This window comes from Pinisolibacter aquiterrae, assembly GCF_019160155.1.
GTDB lineage: Bacteria > Pseudomonadota > Alphaproteobacteria > Rhizobiales > Ancalomicrobiaceae > Pinisolibacter > Pinisolibacter aquiterrae.
The window spans coordinates 170407-195274 of sequence record NZ_JAFNIH010000030.1; the positions used below are offsets into that span (position 1 = coordinate 170407).

Genomic DNA, 24868 nt, shown 5'->3' on the forward strand with positions numbered 1-24868 from the left:
TGGTCTCGATCGTGTCAATATGTGAACAGTGGTTCATGTAATGAAACGCTTGATCGAGAGCCGGGTGAACGCGGCCGGATCGGGAGGAACGCGAGTGTCTGCGTGGAAGGACCGCTTCGCCAAGCGGCGTGAGCTGCTGTTCGGTTCGCGTCTGGTGCCGTGCTACGTCGATCGCCCGACGTCGATCGACGCCATGTTCCGCGCCGCCGTCGCACGCGCGCCGACGAACGAGATCGTCGTCGACGGCCCGACGCGTCTCACCTATCGCGACATGGAGGAACGCGTCGGCCGCCTCGCCGCCGGCCTCGCGGCGCGCGGCGTGTCGCGTGGTGACCGGGTGGTGCTGTTTCTCGCCAATCGCGCCGATTTCATCACGGCATTTCTGGCGATCGTGCGTATCGGCGCGATCGCGGTTCCGGTCGGGATCCGCGAGTCCGCGGTCGGCCTCGCCTTCGTGCTCGACGATTGCCGGGCGACGGCGATCCTCTTCGAGGCCGATCTCGCCGACCGGCTGCCCGCGCCCGAGGCGGAGCCGGACCTGCGCCTGCGCATCGCCGTCGGCGGCGCGGTCGCCGACGGCGACGACTTCGAGGCGATGATCGCCGAGACGTCGGCCGCGCCCGTCGACGTGTCCGAGGAGGACGGCGCCGTCATCCTCTACACCTCCGGCACCACCGGACGGCCGAAGGGCGCGATCCTCTCCCATGTGAACATCGTCCACTCCTCGATCCATTTTCAGGAATGCTGGGAGTTCGAGGAGGGCGAACGGTCGATCCTCGCCGTGCCGGCCTCGCACGTGACCGGGCTCGTCGCCATCCTCACCTCGATGATCCGGGTCGCCGGCTGCGTGATCATGATGCGCGCCTTCGACGTCGCCGCCTTCCTGACGCTCGCCGCGCGGGAGAAGATGACGACCACCGTGCTGGTCCCGGCGATGTACAATCTCATTCTGCTGCGCGGCGATCTCTCCGGCCTAGATCTCTCGGCCTGGCGCATCGGCGGCTTCGGCGGCGCGCCGATGCCGGTCGCCAGCATCGAGGCGATGGCCGAGCGTCTGCCGGCGCTCCATCTCCTCAACGCCTACGGCTCGACCGAGTGCGCCACCATCATCTCGCTGGTGCCGCAGGGCATGAGCCGGGCCTGCATCGACTCGGTCGGCGCGCCGGTTCCGCTCGGCGATCTCCGGATCGTCGACGATGCCGGCAAGGAGGTCGCCCCCGGCGAGACCGGCGAGGTCTGGATCCGGGGCCCGATGACCATCCGTGGCTATTGGGAGCGGCCGGAGGCGACCGAGACCTCCTTCGTCGACGGCTATTGGCGCTCCGGCGACGTCGGCAGCCTCGGTCACGACGGCATGTTGCGCCTCTTCGATCGCAAGAACGACGTGATCAATCGCGGCGGCTTCAAGATCTACTCCGTCGAGGTCGAGAACGCGCTCTCCCACCACCCCGGCGTGGTCGAGGCGGCGGCGGTCTCCCATCCCGATCCGGTGCTGGGCGAGAAGCTCCACGTCTTCGTCACCGCCAAGACCGCCGATCTCGACGAGGCGGAGATCCGCGACCACTGCCGCCGGATCCTCGCCGACTACAAGGTGCCGGACTTCGTCACCTTTCTCGAGGACGGGCTGCCGCGCAATCCCAACGGCAAGATCCTCAAGCGCGCCCTGCGCGAGATGATCGGTTCTTGAGGCCGCCGTTCCCACCCCAATTTCGGAGGTATCGATGTCGTCGGTCGAAATGACCCCGTTCCGGCTCGAGGGCCGCACCGCTTTCGTGACCGGCGCCTCGAGCGGCATCGGCCGCCATCTGGCGCGCACGCTCGCCGAGGCCGGCGCCGACGTCGCGATCGCCGCCCGTCGGCGCGATCGCCTGGAGGAGACGGCGGTGGAGATCGCGAAGACCGGCCGGCGCATCCTCGTCGTCGAGATGGACGTCACCGACCGGGCGAGCGTCGCCGCCGGCATGACGCTCGCCGAGGCCGAACTCGGATCGATCGACGTGCTGATCAACAACGCCGGCGTCGCCGACACCGCGCCCTTCCTCGAGATGAGCGAGGAGGCCTGGGCGAAGGTGCTCGACACCGATCTGACCGGCGTCTGGCGCGTGGCGCAGGAGGCCGGCCGGCGCATGGCGGCGAAGGGGCGCGGCTCGATCGTCAACATCGCCTCGGCGCTCGGCCTCGCCGTGCAGAAGAACCAGGCGAACTACGCCACCGCCAAGGCCGGGGTGCTGCATCTGACCCGCGTCATGGCGTTGGAACTGTGGCGCCGGGGCGTGCGCGTCAACGCGATCGCGCCCGGTTATTTCGAGACCGAGATCAACGCCGACTTCTTCGCGAGCGAAAAGGGCGCGGCCTATGTCGAGCGGCTCCAGCCCGGCCGCCTCGGGCAGCTCCGCGAGCTCGACGGTCCGGTGCTCCTGCTCGCCTCCGACGCCGGCAGCTTCGTCACCGGCACGGTGCTGTCGGTCGACGGCGGGGCGCTCCTGAAGGGCTTCTGACGCGAGACGAGAGACCCGGCCGAGGCCGGGCGCCATTCGAGGAGACGATCCCCGTGGACTTCACGCTTTCCGAAAAGACCCGCGAGATCGCGGACCGGCTGACCGCCTTCATGGACGAACACGTCCTTCCCGCGGAGGCGGTCTATCACCGCCACATGGCGAGTGCCGCCGACCGCTGGACCATTCCGCCGATCATGGAGGAGCTGAAGGAAAAGGCGCGGGCGGCTGGTCTTTGGAACCTGTGGCTGCCCGAATCCGATCTCGGCGCCGGCCTCACCAATCTCGAATATGCTCCGCTCTGCGAGATCATGGGCCGCTCGCCGATCGGCGCGGAGGTGTTCAACTGCAACGCCCCGGACACCGGCAACATGGAGGTCCTGGTCCGCTACGGCACGCCGGCGCAGAAGGAGAGGTGGCTGACGCCGCTCCTCGAGGGGCGCATCCGCTCCGCCTTCTGCATGACCGAGCCCGAGGTCGCCTCGTCGGACGCCACCAACGTGCGCTGCTCGATCCGCGAGGACGGCGACGATCTGGTGATCGACGGGCGCAAATGGTGGGCCTCCGGCGCCATGGATCCGCGCTGCGAGATCTTCATCGTCATGGGCAAGACCGACCCCACCGCCGAGACCCATCGCCAACAGTCGATGGTTCTGGTGCCGCGCGCGACTCCCGGCGTGCGCCTCGTCCGCGCCATGGAGGTCTTCGGCGGCGACGATGCCCCGCATGGTCACGCCGAGATCGTCTTCGAGAACGTCCGCGTGCCCAAGGCGAACATGCTGCTCGGACCCGGGCGTGGCTTCGAGATCGCGCAAGGCCGGCTCGGGCCCGGGCGGATCCATCACTGCATGCGCCTCGTCGGCTGCGCCCAGCGCGCGCTCGAGACCGCCTGCCGGCGCGCCGCCGAGCGCGTCGCCTTCGGCCGCCCCCTCGCCGAGCAGGGCAGCGTGCGCGAGGAGATCGCCCGCAGCGTCTGCGAGATCACCCAGGCCCGCCTCCTCACCCTCGCCGCCGCCGACGAGATGGACCGCAAGGGCAACAAGGCCGCGCGCGACATGATCGCCATGATCAAGATCGTCGCCCCCTCGATGGCCCAGACGGTGATCGACCGGGCGATCCAGATCCACGGCGCCATGGGCGTCAGCCAGGACACGTTCCTCGCCGAGGCATGGAAATACGCCCGTACCATCCGCATCGCCGACGGCCCCGACGCCGTCCACCTCATGAGCCTCGGTCGCCAGACCCTGCGCCGCCACGCCGGACGGTCCGCATGAACGACGTCGCACGTCTCGATCTCGATCGGTTGGAACCCTGGCTCGCGGCCGAGCTCGACGGGTTTCGCGGCCCCGTGACCGCCCGCAAGTTCGCCGGCGGTCAGTCGAACCCGACCTTCCTTCTCGAGGCGGGCGGCCGGCGCTGGGTGCTCCGGCGCAAGCCGCCCGGCGTGTTGCTGCCCTCGGCGCATGCGGTCGAGCGCGAATATCGCGTGATGAAGGCGCTCGGTCCGACCGCCGTGCCGGTGCCGTGCGCCCATCTTCTCTGCGAGGACGCCGCGATCGTCGGCACGCCCTTCTTCGTGATGGATCACGTCGAGGGGCGGATCTTCTGGGATCCCGCCCTGCCGGAGATCGCGCCGGCGGAGCGGCGGGCCTATCACCTGGAGATCGCCCGCGTCCTCGGCGAACTCGCCCGTCTCGATCCCGCCTCGGTCGGCCTCGGCGATTACGGCCGTGCCGGCGGCTACGTCGGCCGGCAGATCCGGCGCTGGGTCGAGCAATATCGCGCCTCCGAGACCGAGACGGTCCCCGACATGGAGGCGCTGATCGATCGCCTCGGCGGCTGGACGCCGAACGACGACGGCGTCGCCCTCGTCCACGGCGACTTCCGCATCGACAATCTGATCTTCCACCCGAGCGAGCCGCGCATCCTCGCGATCCTCGACTGGGAACTGTCGACCCTCGGCACGCCGCTGGTCGATCTCACCTATTTCTGCACCATGTTGCGGCTGCCGCCGCAGGGCTACATCAAGGGCCTCGGCGGGGTCGATCGCGACGCGGCCGGTCTGCCGGGCGAGGCGGACTTCCTAGCGGATTTCACGGCGGCGAGCGGTCTTCCGGCCCCGGCCGACTGGAACCTGTGGATCGCCTTCCACGCCTTCCGCTTCGCCGCGATCTGCCAGGGGGTGAAGAAGCGCCATCTCTCGGGCAATGCCTCGAGCACCGATGCGGCCGGCGCCGCCGCCATGGTCGAAGTCGCCGCCGCCCTCGGTCGCGAACTCCTCGGCTGAGGCCACACAGACGGGTAGGGCAGGGACTTCGCGAGGGCGCTTATGCGTGGCCTGTCTCCGTCCTCGAAACGACACGCCGCGTCGCGGGGGGCTCCCGTGGCGCGGCGAGATCACGTTGCGCTCAGCCCTTGGCGAGGCCGAGCGAGCCGGGGTTCATCAGGCCTTCGGGGTCGAGCGCGCGCTTGACGTCGACGGCGAGCGACCAGGTCTCCGGCGTGAGGATGCTCTCGAACGGGTAGTCGCGGGCGATCTGCCAACTGACGCCGCCGAGCCCGGCGTAGAGCTCCTGGCAACCCCGACGCAACTCGACGACGGCGGCGCGCGTCCGCGGCGCGGCCGGCCGGTCGAGCCACGGCTTCACCACGTCGGCGCCGACGCTCGCCTGGTGGAGCGGGGTGATCTCGTCCTGCCAATAGAAGGCGGGTTCGAGGAAGAACTCGGTGCCGACGGTCATGCTCATCACCGAATAGAGGATGCCGTGCTCTTCCATGAAGGCGCGGCGTTCGGCGAAATAGGCCTCGTTGGCGGCGACCACCTTCTGGGCGTCGCCGAGCGGGAAGACGGCGTGGATCGGCACCCAGCGCTCGCCGTCGAGCCCGAGCATGCCGCGCACCGGCGAGAACGGCTTCGCGCGCATCACCTTCGGCACGGTGTTCTCGATCTCGACGCCGTGACGTTTGCCGATCGCGCGCAGGATCTCGATCGAGGCCTTCAGCTCCTCCGCCGTGCGCCCCTCGGTGACGATGTGGAGGGTGAAGGCGTGCGCCTTGAGGAAGGCGGTGCCGCCCGCGACCGCCCCGGCCACGTCCTTGACGCTCTGGAAGACCGACTTGCCGGCCTTGGCGAGGTTGCCGAGAGTCTTCAGCCCGTCGGAGATGCGATTGACGCTCGCCGAATGGTTCGCCTTGTTGCGGTCGATGCCGAACCCCTCGGCGACGAGACGCGTGCGGGCCATCTCCACCTGCGTCGCCGCCATCGCCGCCATCGACGGGAAGCCGAAGGAGAGGAAGCCGACCTCGCTCGGACGCGGCCACAGGCGCAGCGTCGCCGCGACCTTGATGCCGAAGGCGCCGTTGTCGCCGATGAAGAGCCCGGTGAAGTCCGGTCCGCCGTAACGGGTGAAGGGCTTGGCGCCGCGCCGGCCTCCCGAGCCCGTCGTGACGAGGCGCCCGTCGGCGAGAACCACGGTGATCCCGAGCACCGATTCGGCGACCGTCCCGTTGAGCGCCGATCCGAAGAAGGCGGAATTCTGCGACAAGGCGCCGCCGACCGTGGCGGCGACGCCGGAGAGCGGCCCCCAATAGCCGGTCCGGAGCCCGGTGCCCTCCAACGCCTCGGCGACCTGCGCCCAGGTGCAGCCGGCCTCGACGGTCACGTACATGCCGTCGACGTCGACCTCGAGCACCCGGTTCATCCGGCGCGTGTCGACGACGACCGAGCCGGCGCGGTCGGGCAGGTAACCCTTGGTGTAGGACATGCCGCCGCCACGCGGCACCACCGCGAGGCCTCCGGCGGTGGCGATGCGGACCGCCTCGGCGGTCTCCTCGCGGGTCTGCGGCATCACGACGCCGAGCGGGCGGATACCCGGTTGCCAGAAGATGTCGTTCGCGTAGTAATCGCGTGTCGTGTCGTCCCTCGACACGCGCCCCGAACCGAGACGGAGATCGATCTCGTCCAACGCGTCGCGCGTCTGCGTTGCTTCCGTGCGAAGCGTGGTCATGGTCGTTCCTCCTGTCGTGGCGCCGCTCGCGGATCGCATCGTCGAGCCGCGGCGAGACGGATCGCCGGCATTCTGCGGCCGGCGGACGCGAGGATCGTGCTCGCGTATCGGGGAAGGAAACATCGCTCACCGATTGTGTCAATAAGTAACTTGCGTGTCATTCTGTGACATGATAGGGTTCCGCCGTCGTCGCGACCTCCGCCGCGCCGCGGTGGGGCCGAGGAAATTCGGCGCTTTCGAGCCGTTTCGCGCGACGGCGACCCGGATCGGCCGACGCCGGCCGGGGGGCATGACGATGGTGGCGACGGTCCGATCTTCGGCCGTCGCCGGTCCGACACTCGACGGGAAGCTCAGGATGCCGACGACGAAATCCGCCTCGACCCACAACGTGAGAGCCGTCAGCCGCGCGCTCGCCATCCTCGGTTCCTTCGCCGACAAGAGCCTTCAGTCGCTCGCCGAGGTGACCAACGTCACCGGCCTCGACAAGGGGACGACGCGGCGCCTGCTCCTGACCATGATGGACGCCGGCTTCATCGCCCAGGATCAGGCGACCCAGCACTATCGCCTCGGCCGGGCGATCCGCGACCTCGCCGCCAATGTCGCCGACGACGTCGATCTGCGCGCCGTCGCGGTGCCGGTTCTGACCGAGCTCGCCGCCGATCTGCACATCACCGCCTTCGTGTCGGTCTACGACGACGGCGACGTCGTCTGCCTCGAGCGCATCCACGACATGAAGGGCATCGAGGTCCACTGGTGGGCCGTCGGCGGCACGCTGCCCTACAATTGCGGCGGCGCCCCCAAACTGCTGCTCGCTTATCGCTCCGAGGCGGAGATCGACGTGGCGCTGCAACGGCCGCTGGTGGCGATGACGCCGAAGAGCGTCACCGACCCGGCGAAGTTCCGCGAGCAATTGGCCAAGATCCGCGAACGCGGCTGGGAATGCGCGATCGACGACGTCGCCGTCGGCCTGACCGCGCTCGCCGTGCCGGTGCGCGGCCACGACGGCGAGATCGTCTGCTGCATCTCGATGGCGGGCCTGACCCCGCAGATGGTCGGGCGCGGCCGCCCGGTCCATCTCGATCGCCTGCTCGCGGCGGCGGAGAAGATCGAACGCCGTCTGCGCGGCGGCCGTTGAGGCGGCGAGGGGATCGCGTCGTGACACGCGAACCGCCGTCGTCGCGCTCAAGTCGTGTCATCCAATAACACGAGTTTTATCTATTGACAGGCAGATCGGGTTACGCCTAAGGTCTTCGAAACGACGAAAACAGTCGTATCGGAGGAGGGCGCGACCCGAGACCTCGTCGGCCTGGGCCGATCGAGTGGGGTCGTGGCGTGACGCTCGGCCCGGCGGAACGGCGCAGGCCGAAGCCGTCGGCTCGACGACGGGTCTCCTCTCCCCCGACGCGACGCTTCGAAACGATCGGCCCCGATGGTGTCGGATGGCCGGGCCGGTCGAACGTCCAAAAAAAACGTCCGGGGAGGATCTAGGCGATGATCGACAGGAACAAGCTCGCCGGCATGGGGGCAGGTCTGCTCGCGGCGACGGTGATGTTCGGCGCCGGTACGGCCGGTGCTCAGCCCGCCGCCGGTGAATACGTGTTCGGCTTCGTGACCGAGACGACCGGCCCGCTCGCCGCCGCCGGCGTGTCCTACCATCGCGGCGCCCAGGTCGCGGTCGAGGAGATCAACGCCTCGAAGTGGATCGGCTCCGGCGTCACGGTGAAACTGTCGGAGAAGGAGAGCGGATCCGACGCGGCGCGCGCGGTCCAGGCGATGACGCAGTTCGTCGCCGATCGCAACGTCCTCGCCGTCACCTGCTGCATCCTGTCGCCGGTCGCCGGCGCGATGCGCCCGGTCGCCGCCAACGCCAAGATCCCGCTGGTGTTCTACGGCGCCACGCTGCCCGGCCTGCCGCAGCCGCCCTACGTGAGCTCGGTCGTCGCCCTTCCCGGTCCCCAGGAAGTGAAGATGACCCAGCTCATCGTCGACAAGATGAAACCGAAGTCGGTCGCCTATTTCGTCAACGCCGACAACGAGGGCTTCCAGAACCGCTTCAAGGCGGCCCAGAAGGTGATGGAGGGCGCGGGCGTCAAGACCGCCGGCGTCGTGTCGATCCTCTCCGCCGACACCGACTTCACGGCACCTGCGACCCAGGCGATGGGCATGAACCCGGATCTGATCATGGTCTGGACCACCCAGACCCCGGCCGCCGGCATCATCGCGGCGCTGCGCAACCGTGGCTATGCCGGGGCGATCACCGCCTCCGACGTCATCGCGCCCAACGCCGTCTTCAAGAAGATCGGCGAGCCGCTCGCCGGCGTTCCCTTCCCGATCGCCTTCGCCGCCGGGGTCTCGTCGAGCCCCGAGGCCAAGGCCTTCGCCGACGCTTTCCAGAAGAAGTTCGGCGAACTGCCCGACACCTACGCCGCCCAGGGCTACACCTCGGTCTGGTACATGTCGCAGGGTCTGAAGTCGCTCTCCGGCAAGGCGAACCGCGAGGCGCTCGCCACCGCCTTGGCGAAGGTCGGTTCGATCGAGCACAACGTCTACGGTGGTCTGCCGATGGTCGCCGGTCAGGCCGACGTCCAGAAGGCGTTGGTGGTCAATTGGTCGAAGGACGGCAAGGTCGTCGCCTGGGAGCCCAAGTGAGATGATCCTGTTCCTCGAGCAGGCCTTGAACGGGTGGGCGCTCGGTTCGCTCTACGCGTTGTTCGGCATCGGTTTCGGTCTGGTGTTCTCCACGCTCGGCATTCTCAATGCCGCGCACGGCACCTACGCCAGTTGGGCCGCCATCGTCGGATATTACGTGGTGGAGCGGGCGGGGCTGCCCTTCCCCGTCGCGGTCGGTGTGGGGGTCGCCGCCGGCGGCCTCCTCGCCCTCGCCGTCGATCAGATCGCGTTCCAACCGCTGCGGTCGCGAAAGGCCGGAATGCTCGGGGCGCTCATCACCTCGATCGCCTTCTGGATCATTCTCGACAGCCTCGCTGGCTTCGCCACCGAGCAGCAGAGCCTCGCCTTCCCGGCGGCGAGCTTTCCGAGCGGGATGATCGACATCGGGCCGATGAAGGTCGGCCAACTCCAGCTGATCATCATCGCGGTGCTGATCGTCTGCACGATCGGGATCCACCTCCTCATCCAGAAGACCCGCCTCGGCACCGCCATGCGCGCGGTCGGCTGGAACGAGGTCGCCGCCGCCCTCGGCGGGGTCAATGCCCGAATGGTGATCCTGCTCACGGCGTTCCTCGCGGGCGCCACCTCCGGCCTCGCCGGTGTCCTCGCCGGGGCGGCGACCTCCAACGTCTCCTTCACCCTCGGTGAAGGGCTGATGCTCAAGGGGTTCGCCGCGGTCGTGGTCGGTGGCTACGACGACGTGCGCGGCACGGCGATCGCCGGTATCCTGCTCGGCATCATTGAGGTCTTCGTCGCTCAATACGTGTCGACCGCCCTGCGCGACGGCTTCACCTATTCCCTGCTGTTGATCTTCCTGGTGGCCCGTCCGCGCGGCCTCTTCGGAAGCGCCGGCTTCGTCAGGGCCTGATGCCATGGAGACCCTTCTCGATCTGTGGGCGGCCTACGGCTCGACCATCGCCTTCGCCATGGTCAACGCGCTCTTCGCGTTGTCGACCTACGCGGTGCTGTCGACCGGCGTTCTGAGCTTCACCACCGTGGTCTTCGCGGCGGTCGGCGGCTTCCTGGCGGCGCAGAGCGTCGCCCATCTCGGCATCGGCCTTTGGCCGGCCTTCGCCCTCGCCGGGATCGGCGGCGCCGTCGCCGGCTCCGTCGTGGCCGCCGCCTTCCTCAAGCTCGACAGCCACTGGATGGCGCTCGCCAGCTTGGCGCTGGTGTTGATCACCCGCGTCACGGTGCTCAACACGCCGCTCCTCACCGGCGGCGTCAACGGCCTGGTGGTGCCGATGTCGGTGCCCATGGGGGATCTGGTGATCCTCCTCGCCCTCGTCGCGGCGGTGTTCTGGCGACTTCATCGCTCCTGGTACGGGCTCGCCGCGCGCGCCGTCCGCGAGGACGCCGCCGTCGCGTCGACCATGGGCATCCCGCCGCGTGGGATCCAGTTCACCGCCTTCGTCATCAGCGGAGCGGTCGGTGGCATCGGCGGCGCGGCGCTCGCCTTCACGCTGCAGTTCATCTCGCCGGAGACCTATTTCATCGGCATGGCCTTCACCATGATCGCCTCCACCGTGCTCGGCGGCTCGTTCCACTGGTTCGGCCCGATCGTCGGCGCGGCGGTGTTCACGGCGCTGCCGGTCACCATGCAGTCGGTGTTGCCGGCGATCGAGGACGTCGCCAAGGGCGTGGTGCTCCTGGTCATCATGATCTTCCTGCCGCGCGGCCTCGTCGATCCGAGAGCCGTCGGCCTGCGCCGCGCCGCCCGGCGCCGCGTGAGCGCGGAGGAGGGGACCGATGTCTGACGCCGCCTTGTCCCGTCCGCTCCTCGAACTCGACACGGTGGTGAAGACCTTCGGCGGCGTGACCGCGGTCGGCGGCCTCTCCACCCGGGTGACGCGCGGCAGCGTCCACGGCCTCATCGGCCCGAACGGTGCCGGCAAGACGACCCTGATCAATCTGATCACGGGTCTCTTCCACCCGACCTCCGGCGCGATCCGCTTCGAGGGACGCTCGCTCGAGGCGATGCAGCCGCAGGCGATCGCCACCCTCGGCATCACCCGCACCTATCAGAACGTCCGCCTGTTCTCGGGCATGACGGTGCTCGAGCAGGTGATGACCGGGTGTTGGCTCACCCGCGAGGTCGGGGTCTTCGCCTCCTTCCTCGGTCTTCCCTCGGCGCGCGCCGCCTGGGTCAGGACCCGCGAGCATGCGCTCTCGCTGCTCGCGCGCGTGTCCATGGACCATCGCGCCGACGAACTCGCCGAGACGCTCTCCTACGGCGAACAACGCCGCATCGAGATCGCCCGCGCGCTCGGCTCCCGGCCGAAGCTCCTGCTTCTCGACGAGCCGACTGCCGGCATGAATCACCAGGAGGCGACCGCCATCGGCCGCCTCGTCCATGAACTGCGCGACGCCGGGCTCACCATTCTCATGGTCGAGCACAACATGGGGCTCGTCACCGAGTTCTGCGACGACTGCACGGTGGTGAACTTCGGCCGTCTACTGGCGACCGGCGATCCGGCCACCTGCCTCGCCGACCCCGATGTCCAAGAAGCTTATTTCGGACGGAAGACCGATGCTGAACGTATCCAGGCTCTCCGCTGACTACGGCGCCATTCGAGCGGTGCGCGGCGTCGATCTGAAGGTCGAGGCGGGCTCGCTCTCCGTCCTGCTCGGGGCGAACGGCGCCGGCAAGTCGACGACACTGCGAAGCATCGCCGGCCTCCATCGGCCGGTCCAGGGCTCGATCCGGCTCGACGATCGCGAGATCTCGAAACTGCCGCTGCACAAGGTGGTCAGGGCCGGCCTCGCCTTCGTGCCCGAGGGGCGCATGGTGGTGGCGCCGCTGACGGTCGAGGAGAACCTCGAGCTCAGCCGCTTCTCCGGCCGCGCCGACGAACCCGACCTCGTCGACCGCGTCTACCAGCTCTTCCCCCGCCTCGCCGAACGGCGCCGCCAGAAGGCGGGCCTGATGAGCGGCGGCGAGCAGCAGATGTTGGCGATCGGCCGCGCGCTGATGACCAAGCCGCAGATGCTGGTGCTCGACGAACCCTCGATGGGCCTCGCCCCGGCGATCGTCGATCTCGTCTTCGAGGCGATCGTCGCCCTCCACAAGCAGGGTCAGTCGATCCTGTTGGTCGAGCAGAACGCCGCCATCGCGCTCTCGATCTGCGATTACGGTTGGGTGATGAAGCGCGGCCAGATCGTCGTCGAGGGGCGGCCGGACGAGCTGAAGCAGAACCCCGAGGTGCTCGAGGCCTATCTCTCGTGAGGTGCGCGACGAGGCGACCGGCCGCGCCGGCCGCCTCCCGTCGCCGGGCTCAGCCCTTGAGGAAGGCGTCGTAGATCGCGAGCGTCGCCGCCGCCGCATCGGCCGGGGGCGTCGGCCACCACACGGTGGTCGGCGTCGTCGTGACCTCGACGCCGGCGACCGCGAGCCTCTCCGTCTCGGCCAATCCGTTGATCAACATGTCGTTGGGACCGGCGCAGACCAGCGCCGGGTGGCCGAGACGGGGCATCCGGGCGCGCGTGTCGTATCGGAATGCCGAACGATAGGCCCGATCGTAGGTCGGCCCGCTCTCGAGGATGCCGATCGCGTAGCAGTGCAGGTCCTGCGGGCTCGGCAGGCCGAGGCGGCGCACGGCGTCGCGCGATACCCGATACCACGGCCAATAGAGGAACATGTCGCGCCGCCAATTCCACACGAGCGGCAGGTGCAACCCCCATTTGTCCGGTTCGATCGTCGGGAAATAGTTGTCGAGGAGGTCGTCGCGGAAGTCCGGCGCGACGAAGACCGGCCCCTCGAGCACCAGCCGGCCGACGAGATCGGGCCGGCTCACCGCCAGCTCGAGGCCGACCAGCGCTCCCGTGTGCGAGCCCCAGACGTCGACGGCGGAAAAGCCGAGGGCCTCGATGACGGCGGCCGCATCGACGGCGAGATCGGCGACCTCGACCGCGCCGTCGCGCCGGTCCGACAGGCCGTTGCCGAAATAGTCGACGGCGAAGACCGTCCGCCCCTCGGCGAGCCCGCACACGACCGGGGCGAACTGTTCCGAGGACCCGCCGCCGGTCGGCAGCACCAGGAGCGGCGTGCCCCCGGACCCGGCGCGGCGCAGATGAACGCGGCCGCGCGCCGTCTCGACGAAGTCGTACCAGATCTCCCGCTCCGGCCGTGGCGCGGTCGGCGGCAGCGCCGGGGCCCCCGGGCCGGACGGGGCCGGCAGCGCCGCGACGAGATCGGCGGTGACGCCGAGAGGTGTCACGCCGTCGAGCGCGGCGTAGCGCGCGAGTGCCGCCGTCAGGATCCGGTGGAGCGCGGCGTAAGCCTCGGGCCGTACGGCGGCGGCGACGAAACTCGTGTCGAGGTCCTCGGGCGAGGGCAGGGGCTCGCCCGAAGGCGTCGCCTGGGTCGGATCGGCGGGGTCGAGGAGATGCGTGTCGCGCAGGTGGCTCCACAGCGCCTGGAGATGGGTTCCGTCGGTGGTCGGCGCGAGCGGCGGCAGCGCGGGACCATGCGCCGCCCGTGCCCGCGCCGCGTCGAGGCCGACACCGAAGGCGAGGGGCGGCCTGCCGAGCCGGGCGAAGAGCGCCGGCAGAACCGCCGCCGCGAGGTCGCAGGCGACGAGCGCCGTGCCCGCGAGCCCGAGCCGCTCGATCGCCTCGGCGAGGGCGGCGGCGATCCCGTCGAGATCGTCGACCGGAACCGCCGCCGAGCCGCCCGTGCCCGGCAGGGCGAGGGCGGTGATCGACCACCCGGGCAGGAGCGCGGCGAGCCGGCGCGCGGTCACGGTGGCGCCGATCATCGGGCTCGCCAGGACCGTGAGGCCGGGACCCGATCCGGCGCGGGCGAGGCCGATCTGGCCGGAGGAGACCGTGACGTAGTGAGGACGAAGCTGCGGTTCGGTCATAGGGACATCCCTCACGGGACGACCGTCCGACGGGTCGACCCGCGTCGCGAGCGAGGAGGATCGGACGGAGCAGGGGCGCCCGAGGATCAGCCGGCGGGCCGGCTCGCGCCGGAGACCGGGGGCAGATACTCGAGCTGATGGGCCTCGATCTCCTTGAAGCCGATGAATTCGACGAAGGGATCGTGGCTCTGGACCGGGCGCGGCAGGTTCGCCGTGCTGCGGCTGCGGGCGAGTTCGGCGAGGTTCTCCTGCATCGCCTTGGCGGCGGTCATCAGCGGCACGAGCGCGAAGGTCGCCATGCCGGCGACGCTCTCGATCTCCGCCGGAGTGAGCTTCTTCTCGAGCCAGCCGAGGATCTGCAGAGAGAGCGGCACGCCGGCCTCGCGGCGCAGCGCCCTGAGGCCCTCGATCGAGGAGAAGCACTTGCTGATCGGCTGGATCACGTCGGCCCCGGCGGCGACATAGGCCTTGGCGCGGGTGATCGCCTCCTCTTCGGTCGCCGCGTCGGTCCTGGCGATGATCAGCATGTCGGGATTGGAGCGCGCCGCCACCGCCGCGCGGATCTTGCCGACCGCCTCGTCGATCGGCACGACCTCGACCCCGCCGACGCAGATCGGGCAGCGCTTGGGCGAGACCTGGTCCTCCATGATCACCGCCGCCACGCCCGCGCCCTCGAATTCGCGGATCGTGCGCATGGCGTTGATGGCGTTGCCATAGGCGGTGTCGATGTCGGCGACGACCGGGATCTTGGTCACGGCGGTGACGTTGCGGACCACGGTCAGGTTCTCGGTCATGGTGTAGAGCTCGGCGTCGGGCAGCCCCAGAAACGAGGCGGAGACGCCGAAGCCGGAGGTCATCACCGCGTCGAAGCCGGCGGCCTCGATGTAGCGCGCGGAGAGCGCGTCGAAGGCGCCGGCGGCCCAGACCGTCTTCTGGGCGAGGACGCGATCGCGATAATCGCGGAGGGTGGCGGAATTCATGGGGCGTGACTCCTCGTCAGTGGCCGGCGACCGGGCGTTTCAGGTAGGGAAGCAGGCCGCCGGCATCGAGCATCTCGCGGTCGGCGAGCGCGAGCGGCTCGAACGGCAGCGAGCGGCCTCGGGTGAGATTGCGGACTTCAGCCGCGTCCCAATCGACCTCGATCTCGTCCCAGCGCTCGACGAGGCCGAGGATCCCCGGGCAGCTCGCCTGCGGGAACCCCATCGAGATCTCGCCACGCCAGTAGCCGGGCGAAAAGGACTCCGCCACCACCCCGGCGATGCCGAGATGGCGCATCGCCCGCATCGGCGGATAGTGCGGATGGCCGTAGCCGAAGTTGCCCGCGCCGACGAGAATGTCGCCGGGCCGGACCGAGGCGCGGAAGTCCGGGTCGTAGGCCCGCATCGCCGCCGCCGCCAGTTCCTCGATGTCGGTGATCTTGATGTTCTTCACGCCGACGATCTGGTCGACGTCGAAATCGACCTCGGTGAAGACGAAGGCGACGCGGCCGCGCAGGTTCCGGAGTGCCATGGGTCTCGACCTCAGAGGTATTTGCGGGGATCGGCGATCATGCCCTCGATGGCCGAGGCCGCCACCGTCGCGGCGTTGCACAGATAGATCTCGGAATCGGGATGACCCATGCGGCCGCGCACGTTGAGCGTGCCGGTGGAGACGGCGCGCTGGCCGGCGGTCATCGTGGCGATGCGGCCGAAACAGTAGTCGCAGCTCGGCGAGGAGACGAAGGCGCCGGCCTCCGCGAAGATCGAGAGAAGCCCCTCGCGGCCGGCCGCCGCCATGATCTCCTGGCTGGTCGGCACGACGTTGAGCTGGAAACCGGGTTTCACGGTGCGGCCCTTGAGAACCTCGGCGGCGATGCGCAGATCCTCGAGCCGGCCGGAGGCGCAGGAGCCGAGATAGCCGGCCTGCACCTCGAGCCCGACGAATTCGGAGAGATCGCGGGTGCCGGCCGGCGTCGGCGGCACCACCACCACCGGCTCGAGCGCGGAGACGTCGATCGTCCACACCTTCGAATAGTCGGCGTCGGGATCGCTCGACACCGGCACCAACGTCTTCTTGGCGCGGGCGAGCGCATAGGCGAGCCGCTCGCCCTCCGGATTGACGATTGCGGTGAGCGCTCCGGTGAACATGGCGAGGCCGGTGATCACCTGAAGGCCTTCGGTCGAGATCCCGGCGAGCCCCGAGCCGCCGATCTCGAGCACTTGGAAGCGGCACGAGGCCGGACCCATGATGCGCACCAGATGGTGGAAGACGTCGCGCGCCATCACCCCCTTGGGCAGCGTCCCCTCGAGATTCACCCGCACCGTCTGCGGCACCTTGAGCGAGACCCGTTCGCGGACGAAGGCCTCGAGCAGATTGCGGCGGATCCCCATGGCGAGCGTGCCGAACGTGCCCATCTGGCTGACGTGGCCGTCGAAATGGACGACGAAGGCGCCCGGCACCGCATAGCCCACCTCGGTCGCCACCTGATGGCCGATGCCGCGCCGCTCGTAGAGGGCGACGCCGTTTTCGGCGCACCAGGCGCGGGTGCCGATGTGCAGTTCCTCCTCCTTGGGCGAGGCGGCGGGAACCATGTGGTCGATGAAGATGGCGAAGCGGTCCGGCTCGGCGACGCGATCGATGCCGAATTCGGTCTTCATCTGCTCGAAATAGACGTCGGTGTAGCCGGGGAAGTCGTAGGCGATGACGTAGTCGGGCTTGGCCATCACCTCGTCGCCCGCCTTGACGCTCTCCCGCCCCGACACGCGGGCGAGGATCTTTTCGGCGATCGTGTGTCCCACCTCGGGCTCTCCTTCTTCGCGGCTCGAAGCCGCGCGCGGCCGAACCGATCTCTCGACGTCTCGGTCGTGTCGGGGCACTCAGCCGGCGGCGGTCTCGAGGGGCTCGAAGCGATAGCCCGCGCCGTCGCGACGCACGAAGCCGGCATGCGGCCATCCGAAATGGATCGGCATCAACAGCGCGCCTTCCTCGGCGCACCAGTCCAGGATCGCCCGGCGCGTGCGGCGCGCCTCCTCCGGCTTCTCGCAGAAGCAGGAATTGATCTCGGGGGCGTAGATCTGGATCGGCTGGTGCATGCAGTCGCCGGTGACGATGAACGAGCCCTCCGGCGAGGTGTATCTCAGCGCCATGTGCCCCTCGGTGTGGCCCGGCGCGCGATGGACCGTCAGCCCCGGCAGGATCTCGTCGCCGTCGTCGACCAGCTTGACGAGACCGGCCGCGACCACCGGCAGGACGCTGTCCTCGACCACCGCGACGTTCTCGGGGAAGATCGCCGGGCCGCTCCCGCCGACCCAGTGATCGTATTCCGTGCGGCCGAAGAGGTAGCGGGCATTGGGGAAGGTCGGCACCCAGGCCTCGCCGTCGCGCCGGGTGTTCCAGCCGACGTGATCGATGTGGAGATGGGTGCAGAAGACGTAGTCGACCTCCTCGGGGCGGACGCCCGCGGCGGCGAGATTGTCGAGATAGGGGAAGTCGAGCATGTGGAACCGCGCGAAGAGCGGCAGCGCCCGCGTCTTGCCGTTGCCCGAGCAGGTGTCGACCACGACGATCTTGCCGCCGATCCGGATCAGCCAGGAATGGATCGACGACATCAGCCGATCCTGTTCGGCATCGTAGAAATTCGCCTGGGCCAGTTGCGGATGGCGCTCGAAGAGGGCGTCGCGATCGAGGTCGGGAAACAGGAACGACGGCTTGAACCCGCGTTCGAGCACCTCCTCGACGCGCGTGATCCGCGCCTCGCCGATCTGATGAGACCGCATGCCGTTTCCTTCCCGCATTCGTTTCCTTGTTTGCGCAATGCGTATCACGAAGGCTCAAGCCTGCCAAGGAGCAATATGCGTATCACTAGATGACATGGCATCGGGCAAGCCCGCGCGACCTTTCATTCGGCCGACGTCCGGCCGTCGCCGGCCCGGATACCGGCGCCTGGTCGAAGTCGGACGACGGCGAGGCCGGCGGCGGCGCCGGGACCGTCCGAAAAGACGACGGAGCCGCGCCGCGTCGACCCGACGCCTCGGTCGAGATTTCGCATTCGTGATGTCACCGCAGATCACGGCGGCGTAGAGTGCTCAGCCGGTGCCGCCTGCGAAGCCGCGCCCTTGCGATCGCCACCCATGGGGAGGCGACCGCCTCCGAGGCGCCGAGAGCGAAAACCAGAAGACCACGAGCGGAGGCTGCGATGAGCGGAAACGAAACCCCGACGACCGGCAGATGCCCGGTGATGCACGGCGCTGTGACCGCCGCCGGCAACTCCAACACCGACTGGTGGCCGAACGCCCTCAACCTGGACATTCTCCACCAGCACGATCGCAAGACCGATCCGATGGATCCCGGCTTCGACTACGCCGAGGCCGTGAAGTCGCTCGATTTCGAAAGCGTCAAGGCCGACGTCGCCGCGCTGATGACCGACAGTCAAAGCTGGTGGCCGGCGGACTGGGGCCATTACGGCGGTCTGATGATCCGCATGACCTGGCACGCCGCCGGCTCCTATCGCACCGCCGACGGACGCGGCGGCGCCGGCACCGGCAACCAGCGCTTCGCGCCCCTCAACTCCTGGCCGGACAACGTCAGCCTCGACAAGGCCCGCCGTCTGCTCTGGCCGATCAAGAAGAAATACGGCAACAAGCTGAGCTGGGCCGATCTGATCGCGCTCGCCGGCACGGTGGCCTATGAGACGATGGGTCTGAAGACCTTCGGCTTCGGCTTCGGTCGCAAGGACATCTGGCATCCCGAGAAGGACACGTATTGGGGCGCCGAGAAGGAGTGGCTGGCGCCGTCGGACGCGCGTTACGGCGACGTCGCCGATCCCGCGACGATGGAGAACCCGCTCGCCGCCGTCCAGATGGGCCTGATCTACGTCAATCCGGAAGGGGTGAACGGCAAGCCGGACCCGCTGAAGACCGCCGCCCAGGTGCGCGAGACCTTCGCCCGCATGGCGATGAACGACGAGGAGACGGTCGCGCTGACCGCCGGCGGCCACACCGTCGGCAAGACCCACGGCAACGGCGACGCGAGCCTCCTCGGTCCGGCCCCGGAAGCCGCCGACGTCGAGATGCAGGGTCTCGGCTGGGCCAATCCGACCCGCACCGGCGTGGGGCCCGACGCCGTGACGAGCGGCCTCGAGGGTGCCTGGACCACCCATCCGACGAAATGGGACAACGGCTTCTTCGAGATGCTGTTCGGCCACGAATGGGAACTGCGCAAGAGCCCGGCCGGAGCCTGGCAATGGGAGCCGGTCTCGATCGCGGAGGCCGACAGGCCGCTCGACGTGGCCGACCCGACGGTGCGCCACAACCCGATGATGACCGACGCCGACATGGCGATGAAGGTCGATCCGATCTATCGGGAGATCTCGCTGCGCTTCATGAAGGATCCGGCCTATTTCTCGGAGACCTTCGCCCGCGCCTGGTTCAAGCTGACCCATCGAGACATGGGGCCGAAGGCCCGCTACGTCGGGCCGGACGTGCCGAAGGAAGAACTGATCTGGCAGGATCCGGTGCCGAAGGGGCCGACCGGCTGGGACGTCGTCGCGGCGAAGGCGAAGATCGCCGCGAGCGGCCTGTCGATCGCCGACGCGGTGGCGACCGCCTGGGACAGCGCCCGCACCTTCCGCGGCTCCGACATGCGCGGCGGCGCCAACGGCGCCCGTATCCGCCTCGCGCCCCAGAAGGATTGGGAAGGCAACGAGCCCGCCCGTCTCGCCCGGGTGCTCGGCGTGCTGGGCCCGATCGCCACGGCGGTCGGCGCGAGCCTCGCCGACGTGATCGTGCTCGCCGGCAACCTCGGCGTCGAGCAGGCGGCGAAGGCGGCCGGTTTCGCGATCGAAGTTCCCTTCGCGCCGGGCCGTGGCGATGCGTCGGATGCGGAGACCGACGCGGCCTCCTTCGCGGTCCTCGAGCCGATCCACGACGGCTATCGCAATTGGCTGAAGAAGGACTACGCGGTGAAACCGGAAGAGCTGCTGCTCGACCGCACCCAGCTCATGGGGCTGACCGCCCCGGAGATGACGGTGCTCGTCGGCGGCATGCGCGCGCTCGGCACCAACCACGGCGGCACGGCGCACGGCGTCTTCACCGACCGGGTCGGGGCGCTCACCCCCGACTTCTTCGTCGCTTTGACCGACATGGGCTGGACATGGGTTCCGATCGGGGGCGGGCTCTACGAGATCCGCGATCGCAAGACCGGCGCGAAGAAGTGGACGGCGACCCGCGTCGATCTGGTATTCGGTTCGAACTCGATCCTGCGCGCCTATGCCGAAGTCTATGCTCAGGACGACAACGCGCATAAGTTCGTCGAGGACTTCGTCGCCGCCTGGGCGAAGGTGATGAACGCTGATCGCTTCGATCTCGTCTGACGCCGACGCGACCCACGGTTGTCTCGCCCGTCGACCGATCACGGCCGGCGGGCCGTTGGCCTCCGGGCTCCGATCACCGTCATCGGCAGCTCGTCGCGCGATCGATCGAGGGGTCGCGCGGCAACGGATTCGCCTTGCGCCGGCGCGGGATGCCCGGCGACAGGCGGGTCTGCGGGTTGACTTCGTCGCGCGCGAGCCGGCTCCAATAGACCTTGGCGTCGACATGATCGGCGAAGGCGAGATCGAGCGCGCGCGGCCGATCGAGGCTGAGACGTGAGCGGGACGTGGTATCGTCTCCGGTGGAGGCGAGGACCGAGGCGATCAGATCGCTCGTCAGGTCGGTCCAATCGCGCCGATGCACGTGTTCGAAGGTGGGACGGAACCGGCCGGCCTCGGGCGAATCCCAGACCAGCTCTCCGAAGATGTCGTCCTTCTTGCGGATCTGAGGATTGAGCGTCGCAGAGGTGTGGGCCTGCGTCTCCTCGCCGTCTCGACGCGAGTAGGAGACGACGGCGGACCAGTTGCCCGCCTTGCCGGTGACTTTCAGAAAGTCCTCCGGGTCCTTGGTGACGACGGAGACGACGACGCCGATCGCCTCAGATCCCCGCAGCGCCGAGGCCGGGCCGCGAATGATCTCGACCTGCTTCAGATTGTCGAAGTCGCGGGTGTACATGCCCGAACCCTTCCGGCTCTCGGGATAGTCCTGGACGCGGATGCCGTCCTCCTCGACGGGGACGCGATTGTCGCCGATGCCGCGGATCGTCTAGCTGCCGGCGCCGGCGCGCTTGGGCGGCGAGCCGACCGAAACCCGGGCTCGTCGGCGACGAGATCGGTCGGCCGCGACACGAGGTGGCGTTCCAGATCGGCCTCCGACTTCACCGAAACGGTCGCCGAGGCGTCCTTGATGCTGGTCGGGCGCCGCTCGGCGGTGATGGTGATGTCGTCCAACTCCGTCGGCCCGGCCCCGGCCGCCCTGGCCCCGGTGGCCGGGAGACTCGGCGCGCAGACCGCGGATGAGGCGATGAGAACGAAGAGCGAGACCGAACCGATCGGGCGCAGGCGGCTGCCGGCAAACATCACACCTACCCCTCTTCGAACACACGGGTCGGCTGGCGATGAGCTCCGGGCTCCGGCCGGCTTCGTCCGGCATACGAGAATAGTTGCAACTGCCTCGCAGTATTGACTGGGCCCGAGAGGCGTGATTGAGCTTGTCGACGGCGGCGCGATCGCGTCGTCGCAGGCTGGAATTCGAAGGTTTCCAATATGATGGCATGTCGAGACGAAGCAGGGTCGCCGGACGACGCCGGGCCGGACGAGGCTGCGCTCGGAGCGGCGATCGCGCCGACGCGCGCCGGTTCGCGGCCGAGGAAGGAGGTTCCGACCTGGCCGATCGAGCGTCTGACGGAGGGGGGACGCGAAGCGCGGATCCGTCACGCCGGCGCGATCTACCTTCTGCGGATCACCTCGAACGGCAAGCTCATCCTGACGAAGTGAGGTCGCATGTCCGCAGCAGTCGAAGACGATCGCCCGATCGAACGAGCCGGAGGAGGTCTCGCCGACGACCTCGACCGCCTGCGCCGTCTGCGGCGCTGACGGATCTTCGCCGCCGCGATCGTCCTGGTCCTGGTGGCGGTCGTCTGCGCGACGGTTTCGATCGGCGTCGGCTCGTATGCGATGCCCCCGCCCGGACGGTCGACGTCCTCTTCGGCGGCCTGGGCGGCGGCGATCACGACGCCATCGTCATCCGTCACATCCGTCTGCCCCGCCTCGCCGCGACCGGGTTGGTCGGAACCACGTCCTTCCATGCGCTGCCGCTCGCCGCCTATTTCGGCGCGATCGTCGCGACGACGGTCCTCGCCAGGGTCGGCCGTTTGCGGGGACGGATCGACAGCGGCGCGGTTCTGTTGGCCGGCCTCGCCTTCGCCGCGCTCGCCGACACCCTGCTCGGCCTTCTCGTCTTCGTCGCCGACGATCGCCAGCTGCGCGATCTGTCGTTCTGGACTCTCGGGACCTTCGGCGGTGTGACCTGGGAAAAACTCCTCGTCGCCCCGCTGATGGCGATGCCGATGCTCGGGCGGGCACTCGACGCGCTCGCCTTCGGCCAAGCGGAAGCGCGCCACATGGGCATTCGCGTCGAACGGGCGAAGACCATGGCGATCGCCGTCACCGCGCTCGGCGTCGGCGCATCGGTCGCGCTCGTCGGCATCGCCCATCGCGCGCTGTCGGGACTGTCGACCGTCGCCGGGGGGCTGCTCATCATCGTCGCCGACCTCGTCGCCCGGACCGTGGTGGCACCGGCCGAGCTGCCGATCGGCATTCTGACGGCGGCCGTCGGCGCGCCGATCTTCCTCCCCCTCTTGATGAAGAACCGGGGAGGGGCGGCGACGTGACGGCGGCGACCCGCGATCCGATCCCGCGCATCGAAGCGGCCGGCCTGATCGTCGCCGGTCGCCGGATCCTCGGCGGCGTCGATCTCGACCTCGATCTCGGCGGTCTCACGGTGATCGTCGGACCGAACGGCGCCGGCAAGACCAGCCTGCTGCGGCTCGCCTCCGGCGATGCGACGCCCGCCTTCGGACGCGTCGCCTGGAAGGGCGTCGACACGGCCGATCTGCCGATCTGGCGGCGCGCGGCTTTGACGGCGGTGATGAGCCAGTCGACCGAGATCGGCTTCGCCTTCACGGTCGCCGAGACGATCGCCCTCGGCATCTCGTGGCGGGTCGACGGCGGGCGATCGTCGCGGCGGCGGCGGAGAGCGCCGACATCGGCCATCTCTTCGCCCGCGACGTGCGATCGCTGTCGGGCGGCGAACGCCAACGGGTGTTCTTCGCCCGCGCCCTGCTCCTCGAGGAACCCGTGTCGAGCCTCGATCTGCCGCATCAGATCACCCTGATGGAAGCGACCCGGTCGATCGCCGATGACGGCGTCGCGGTGCTCGCCATCCTCCACGATCTCAATCTCGCGGCGAGCCACGCCGACACGATCGTGGCGATGCGGGAGGGTCGAATCGCCGGTCGCGGCCGCCCGGCCGACGTCCGCGACGACGCCATGCCCGTCGAGGTCTTGGACCTCGTCCCACGGCCGGCGCCCCGCGCGCCGTCGTTCCCCAGACCTGGAGTCTGCCCGCGGTGTAGCAGCCGAATCTCCCTCGATGAACCGTTTCGCTCATGTCCTTCTCGCGGCTCTCTTCGTCGTCTCGTCGTCGGGCGCACAGGGGAGGGGAGGGGACGAAACGTCGCGGCGGCGCCGCCGCGGCCGCCGAGATCCTGTGGGACCTCGGCGCGAACGACGAGGTGGTGGGGGCGGCACGACCTCGACCCATCCGCCCGCGGCGCTCGCGACCAAGGCGAACGTCGGCTGTCTCCGCAAGCTCTCGGCCGAGGGGGTGCTGGCGCTCGCGCCGACCCGGGTGATCGCCGTGGGCGGTGCCGGCCCGCGCGAGGCCCTCGACGTCGTCGGGGCGGCGGCGTGAAGGTCGTTCATCTCGAGGACGACTGGTCGGAGCGCGGCGTTCTCGACAAGGTCGCCCGCATCGGCGCCGAGATCGGCCGAACGGCGCAAGCCGAGCGTCTCGCCGCGCGCATTCGGGCGGAGTTCGCCACCCTCGCCGAAACCCGCGCGGCATTCGGGACCTGTCCGCGCGTTCTCTTCCTGCTCGCCTTTTCGAACGACCGCCCCCTGGTCGGGGGCGGCGCGATGATCGCGCTCGCGGGAGGCGTCAACGTCGCGACCGGGTTCTCCGGCTACAAGCAGATGACCGACGAGGCGATCCTGTCGTCGGCGCCCGACGTCGTCGTGACGATGGCGAACCCGGCCGATGCGATTTCGGTCGACGAACTCTTCACCATGTCGGCCTTCCGCGACGTTCCCGCCGCGAAGGGCCGTCGGCTCGTGACGATGGACGGCGCCGACCTTCTGGCCTTTGGACCGAGAACGGCGCGGATGGCGACGAACCTGATGGCGCGGATCGCCGGATCCGACCCGGCGGCGTCGCGGTGTTCGGACGCGAACCGGGCCACGAACACCCCGGCTCGGTGATCGGGGGGGCATTCTTCGGGGACCCGTCGGGGGGACGACCTCTCGACGTCACGACGGCGAACCACCCGAATGCCGCGGAAACTCGGCCCCATTTCAACGTCCCACTCGGGACCGGGGGAGGGTTTCCCACAGCCCTGGAATTTTTTTACGCGATGACGATTGACGGACGGGCCGAGGAAGCCTAGAAACCGCTCCAACGACGGCGGTCACCGCTGCCGACGGAGAAATCCTTGTCTCCGAGAAACGAAGCGCTCCGGCTCGACCGGGGTGCCGAGCTTCCGGTTCGGGCGAGGTCACGAAATTCGGCGAGACCGAAGGGACGTGCCCAATCGTTCGACGAGCCTTCGGGTGGTGTCGGGCGTACGAAGTCTGATCGGCTTCGGGTTCTTTGACAATCGAATAGGAAGAAAGAGAAACGTGGACGGCGTGATCCTTGCGAGAGGGTTC

At 69.1% G+C, this 24868-nt stretch carries 23 protein-coding genes; 16 read left to right on the forward strand and 7 right to left on the reverse strand.

Translation table 11 applies throughout. The features are described 5' to 3' along the window. Nucleotides 1-94 precede the first annotated feature (94 nt). Genes J3S89_RS12740 through J3S89_RS12755 form a run of 4 tightly spaced genes read left to right on the forward strand, consistent with a single transcriptional unit; the run spans nt 95 to nt 4782 of the window. Entirely contained in the window at nt 95-1687 is a 1593-nt protein-coding gene (locus J3S89_RS12740; RefSeq protein ID WP_230488955.1) for a class I adenylate-forming enzyme family protein, read from the forward strand. Nucleotides 1688-1721: 34 nt separating this feature from the next. After that, entirely contained in the window at nt 1722-2498 is a 777-nt protein-coding gene (locus J3S89_RS12745; protein ID WP_230488956.1) for an SDR family NAD(P)-dependent oxidoreductase, read from the forward strand. Nucleotides 2499-2551: 53 nt separating this feature from the next. Then, nucleotides 2552-3769 carry an acyl-CoA dehydrogenase family protein gene (locus tag J3S89_RS12750; protein ID WP_217927928.1) on the forward strand — a complete coding sequence of 406 codons (1218 nt, stop codon included), beginning with the start codon at nt 2552-2554 and terminating at the stop codon, nt 3767-3769. After that, nucleotides 3766-4782: a phosphotransferase gene (locus tag J3S89_RS12755; protein ID WP_217927929.1), complete on the forward strand. Its 1017-nt coding sequence runs from the start codon at nt 3766-3768 to the stop codon at nt 4780-4782. The genes J3S89_RS12750 and J3S89_RS12755 overlap by 4 nt, the downstream gene beginning before the upstream one ends. A gap of 121 nt (nt 4783-4903) precedes the next feature. Here the strand turns inward: J3S89_RS12755 and J3S89_RS12760 are convergent, their stop codons facing one another. Then, nucleotides 4904-6502, reverse strand: a complete 1599-nt coding sequence (locus J3S89_RS12760; RefSeq protein WP_217927930.1) for an FAD-binding oxidoreductase — start codon at nt 6500-6502, stop codon at nt 4904-4906. A 355-nt stretch (nt 6503-6857) separates the two neighbouring features. On the opposite strand from J3S89_RS12760, the gene J3S89_RS12765 reads away from it, so the two are divergent. The 6 genes from J3S89_RS12765 (at nt 6858) to J3S89_RS12790 (ending at nt 12398) form a co-directional block, all read left to right on the forward strand. Then, nucleotides 6858-7637 (forward strand): IclR family transcriptional regulator, encoded by a 780-nt coding sequence (locus J3S89_RS12765; RefSeq protein WP_217927931.1) that lies wholly within the window; start codon nt 6858-6860, stop codon nt 7635-7637. 356 nt (nt 7638-7993) lie between these two features. Continuing rightward, nucleotides 7994-9151, forward strand: coding sequence for an ABC transporter substrate-binding protein (locus J3S89_RS12770; protein ID WP_217927932.1), 1158 nt, complete (start codon nt 7994-7996; stop codon nt 9149-9151). Between the two features lies 1 nt (nt 9152). Beyond that, nucleotides 9153-10040 carry a branched-chain amino acid ABC transporter permease gene (locus J3S89_RS12775; protein WP_217927933.1) on the forward strand — a complete coding sequence of 296 codons (888 nt, stop codon included), beginning with the start codon at nt 9153-9155 and terminating at the stop codon, nt 10038-10040. Between the two features lie 4 nt (nt 10041-10044). Continuing rightward, a complete protein-coding gene (locus J3S89_RS12780) occupies nt 10045-10929 on the forward strand; it encodes a branched-chain amino acid ABC transporter permease (protein WP_217927934.1) in 885 nt (294 codons plus the stop codon). Beyond that, entirely contained in the window at nt 10922-11731 is an 810-nt protein-coding gene (locus J3S89_RS12785; RefSeq protein ID WP_217927935.1) for an ABC transporter ATP-binding protein, read from the forward strand. Before J3S89_RS12780 ends, J3S89_RS12785 begins: the two co-directional genes overlap by 8 nt. Then, a complete protein-coding gene (locus tag J3S89_RS12790) occupies nt 11703-12398 on the forward strand; it encodes an ABC transporter ATP-binding protein (protein WP_217927936.1) in 696 nt (231 codons plus the stop codon). Before J3S89_RS12785 ends, J3S89_RS12790 begins: the two co-directional genes overlap by 29 nt. A gap of 49 nt (nt 12399-12447) precedes the next feature. Here J3S89_RS12790 and J3S89_RS12795 read toward each other — a convergent pair whose 3' ends face one another. The 5 genes from J3S89_RS12795 to J3S89_RS12815 form a co-directional block, all read right to left on the reverse strand. Next, the gene (locus J3S89_RS12795) at nt 12448-14034 is read right to left on the reverse strand and encodes an alpha/beta fold hydrolase (RefSeq protein ID WP_217927937.1); all 1587 of its coding nucleotides are present in this window, start codon (nt 14032-14034) and stop codon (nt 12448-12450) included. An 86-nt stretch (nt 14035-14120) separates the two neighbouring features. After that, a complete protein-coding gene (locus J3S89_RS12800; RefSeq protein ID WP_217927938.1) occupies nt 14121-15014 on the reverse strand; it encodes an isocitrate lyase/PEP mutase family protein in 894 nt (297 codons plus the stop codon). Nucleotides 15015-15030: 16 nt separating this feature from the next. Then, nucleotides 15031-15543: a 3-isopropylmalate dehydratase small subunit gene (locus tag J3S89_RS12805; protein WP_217927939.1), complete on the reverse strand. Its 513-nt coding sequence runs from the start codon at nt 15541-15543 to the stop codon at nt 15031-15033. A gap of 11 nt (nt 15544-15554) precedes the next feature. Continuing rightward, nucleotides 15555-16811 (reverse strand): 3-isopropylmalate dehydratase large subunit, encoded by a 1257-nt coding sequence (locus tag J3S89_RS12810; RefSeq protein WP_217927940.1) that lies wholly within the window; start codon nt 16809-16811, stop codon nt 15555-15557. A 78-nt stretch (nt 16812-16889) separates the two neighbouring features. Further along, complete coding sequence (locus J3S89_RS12815; protein WP_217927941.1) at nt 16890-17789, reverse strand: MBL fold metallo-hydrolase; 900 nt, start codon at nt 17787-17789, stop codon at nt 16890-16892. A 419-nt stretch (nt 17790-18208) separates the two neighbouring features. Between J3S89_RS12815 and katG the strand changes: the two genes are divergently transcribed. Continuing rightward, nucleotides 18209-20383, forward strand: a complete 2175-nt coding sequence (gene katG, locus J3S89_RS12820; RefSeq protein WP_217927942.1) for a catalase/peroxidase HPI — start codon at nt 18209-18211, stop codon at nt 20381-20383. 79 nt (nt 20384-20462) lie between these two features. Here the strand turns inward: katG and J3S89_RS12825 are convergent, their stop codons facing one another. Continuing rightward, nucleotides 20463-21143, reverse strand: a complete 681-nt coding sequence (locus tag J3S89_RS12825) for a TonB-dependent receptor plug domain-containing protein (RefSeq protein WP_217927962.1) — start codon at nt 21141-21143, stop codon at nt 20463-20465. A 503-nt stretch (nt 21144-21646) separates the two neighbouring features. On the opposite strand from J3S89_RS12825, the gene hemP reads away from it, so the two are divergent. The 5 genes from hemP (at nt 21647) to J3S89_RS23525 (ending at nt 24421) form a co-directional block, all read left to right on the forward strand. Beyond that, nucleotides 21647-21877 (forward strand): hemin uptake protein HemP, encoded by a 231-nt coding sequence (gene hemP / locus J3S89_RS12830; protein WP_230488957.1) that lies wholly within the window; start codon nt 21647-21649, stop codon nt 21875-21877. Between the two features lie 287 nt (nt 21878-22164). After that, nucleotides 22165-22773: a FecCD family ABC transporter permease gene (locus J3S89_RS12835; RefSeq protein WP_217927943.1), complete on the forward strand. Its 609-nt coding sequence runs from the start codon at nt 22165-22167 to the stop codon at nt 22771-22773. Then, nucleotides 22770-23276 carry an ATP-binding cassette domain-containing protein gene (locus J3S89_RS12840; RefSeq protein WP_217927944.1) on the forward strand — a complete coding sequence of 169 codons (507 nt, stop codon included), beginning with the start codon at nt 22770-22772 and terminating at the stop codon, nt 23274-23276. The genes J3S89_RS12835 and J3S89_RS12840 overlap by 4 nt, the downstream gene beginning before the upstream one ends. Before the next feature lie 375 nt (nt 23277-23651). Beyond that, entirely contained in the window at nt 23652-23855 is a 204-nt protein-coding gene (locus J3S89_RS23520) for a hypothetical protein (protein WP_217927945.1), read from the forward strand. Continuing rightward, nucleotides 23852-24421, forward strand: a complete 570-nt coding sequence (locus J3S89_RS23525) for a heme/hemin ABC transporter substrate-binding protein (protein WP_217927946.1) — start codon at nt 23852-23854, stop codon at nt 24419-24421. Before J3S89_RS23520 ends, J3S89_RS23525 begins: the two co-directional genes overlap by 4 nt. The last annotated feature ends 447 nt before the right edge of the window (nt 24422-24868 follow it).

Bases quoted from the DNA above. Each gene is read 5' to 3' on its own strand.
- J3S89_RS12745 (WP_230488956.1), top strand. From the start codon at position 1,722: ATGTCGTCGGTCGAAATGACCCCGTTCCGGCTCGAGGGCCGCACCGCT.
- J3S89_RS12755 (WP_217927929.1), top strand. From the start codon at position 3,766: ATGAACGACGTCGCACGTCTCGATCTCGATCGGTTGGAACCCTGGCTC.
- J3S89_RS12760 (WP_217927930.1), bottom strand. From the start codon at position 6,502: ATGACCACGCTTCGCACGGAAGCAACGCAGACGCGCGACGCGTTGGAC.
- J3S89_RS12765 (WP_217927931.1), top strand. From the start codon at position 6,858: ATGCCGACGACGAAATCCGCCTCGACCCACAACGTGAGAGCCGTCAGC.
- J3S89_RS12770 (WP_217927932.1), top strand. From the start codon at position 7,994: ATGATCGACAGGAACAAGCTCGCCGGCATGGGGGCAGGTCTGCTCGCG.
- J3S89_RS12775 (WP_217927933.1), top strand. From the start codon at position 9,153: ATGATCCTGTTCCTCGAGCAGGCCTTGAACGGGTGGGCGCTCGGTTCG.
- J3S89_RS12780 (WP_217927934.1), top strand. From the start codon at position 10,045: ATGGAGACCCTTCTCGATCTGTGGGCGGCCTACGGCTCGACCATCGCC.
- J3S89_RS12785 (WP_217927935.1), top strand. From the start codon at position 10,922: ATGTCTGACGCCGCCTTGTCCCGTCCGCTCCTCGAACTCGACACGGTG.
- J3S89_RS12790 (WP_217927936.1), top strand. From the start codon at position 11,703: ATGCTGAACGTATCCAGGCTCTCCGCTGACTACGGCGCCATTCGAGCG.
- J3S89_RS12795 (WP_217927937.1), bottom strand. From the start codon at position 14,034: ATGACCGAACCGCAGCTTCGTCCTCACTACGTCACGGTCTCCTCCGGC.
- J3S89_RS12800 (WP_217927938.1), bottom strand. From the start codon at position 15,014: ATGAATTCCGCCACCCTCCGCGATTATCGCGATCGCGTCCTCGCCCAG.
- J3S89_RS12805 (WP_217927939.1), bottom strand. From the start codon at position 15,543: ATGGCACTCCGGAACCTGCGCGGCCGCGTCGCCTTCGTCTTCACCGAG.
- J3S89_RS12815 (WP_217927941.1), bottom strand. From the start codon at position 17,789: ATGCGGTCTCATCAGATCGGCGAGGCGCGGATCACGCGCGTCGAGGAG.
- katG (WP_217927942.1), top strand. From the start codon at position 18,209: ATGAGCGGAAACGAAACCCCGACGACCGGCAGATGCCCGGTGATGCAC.
- hemP (WP_230488957.1), top strand. From the start codon at position 21,647: ATGATGGCATGTCGAGACGAAGCAGGGTCGCCGGACGACGCCGGGCCG.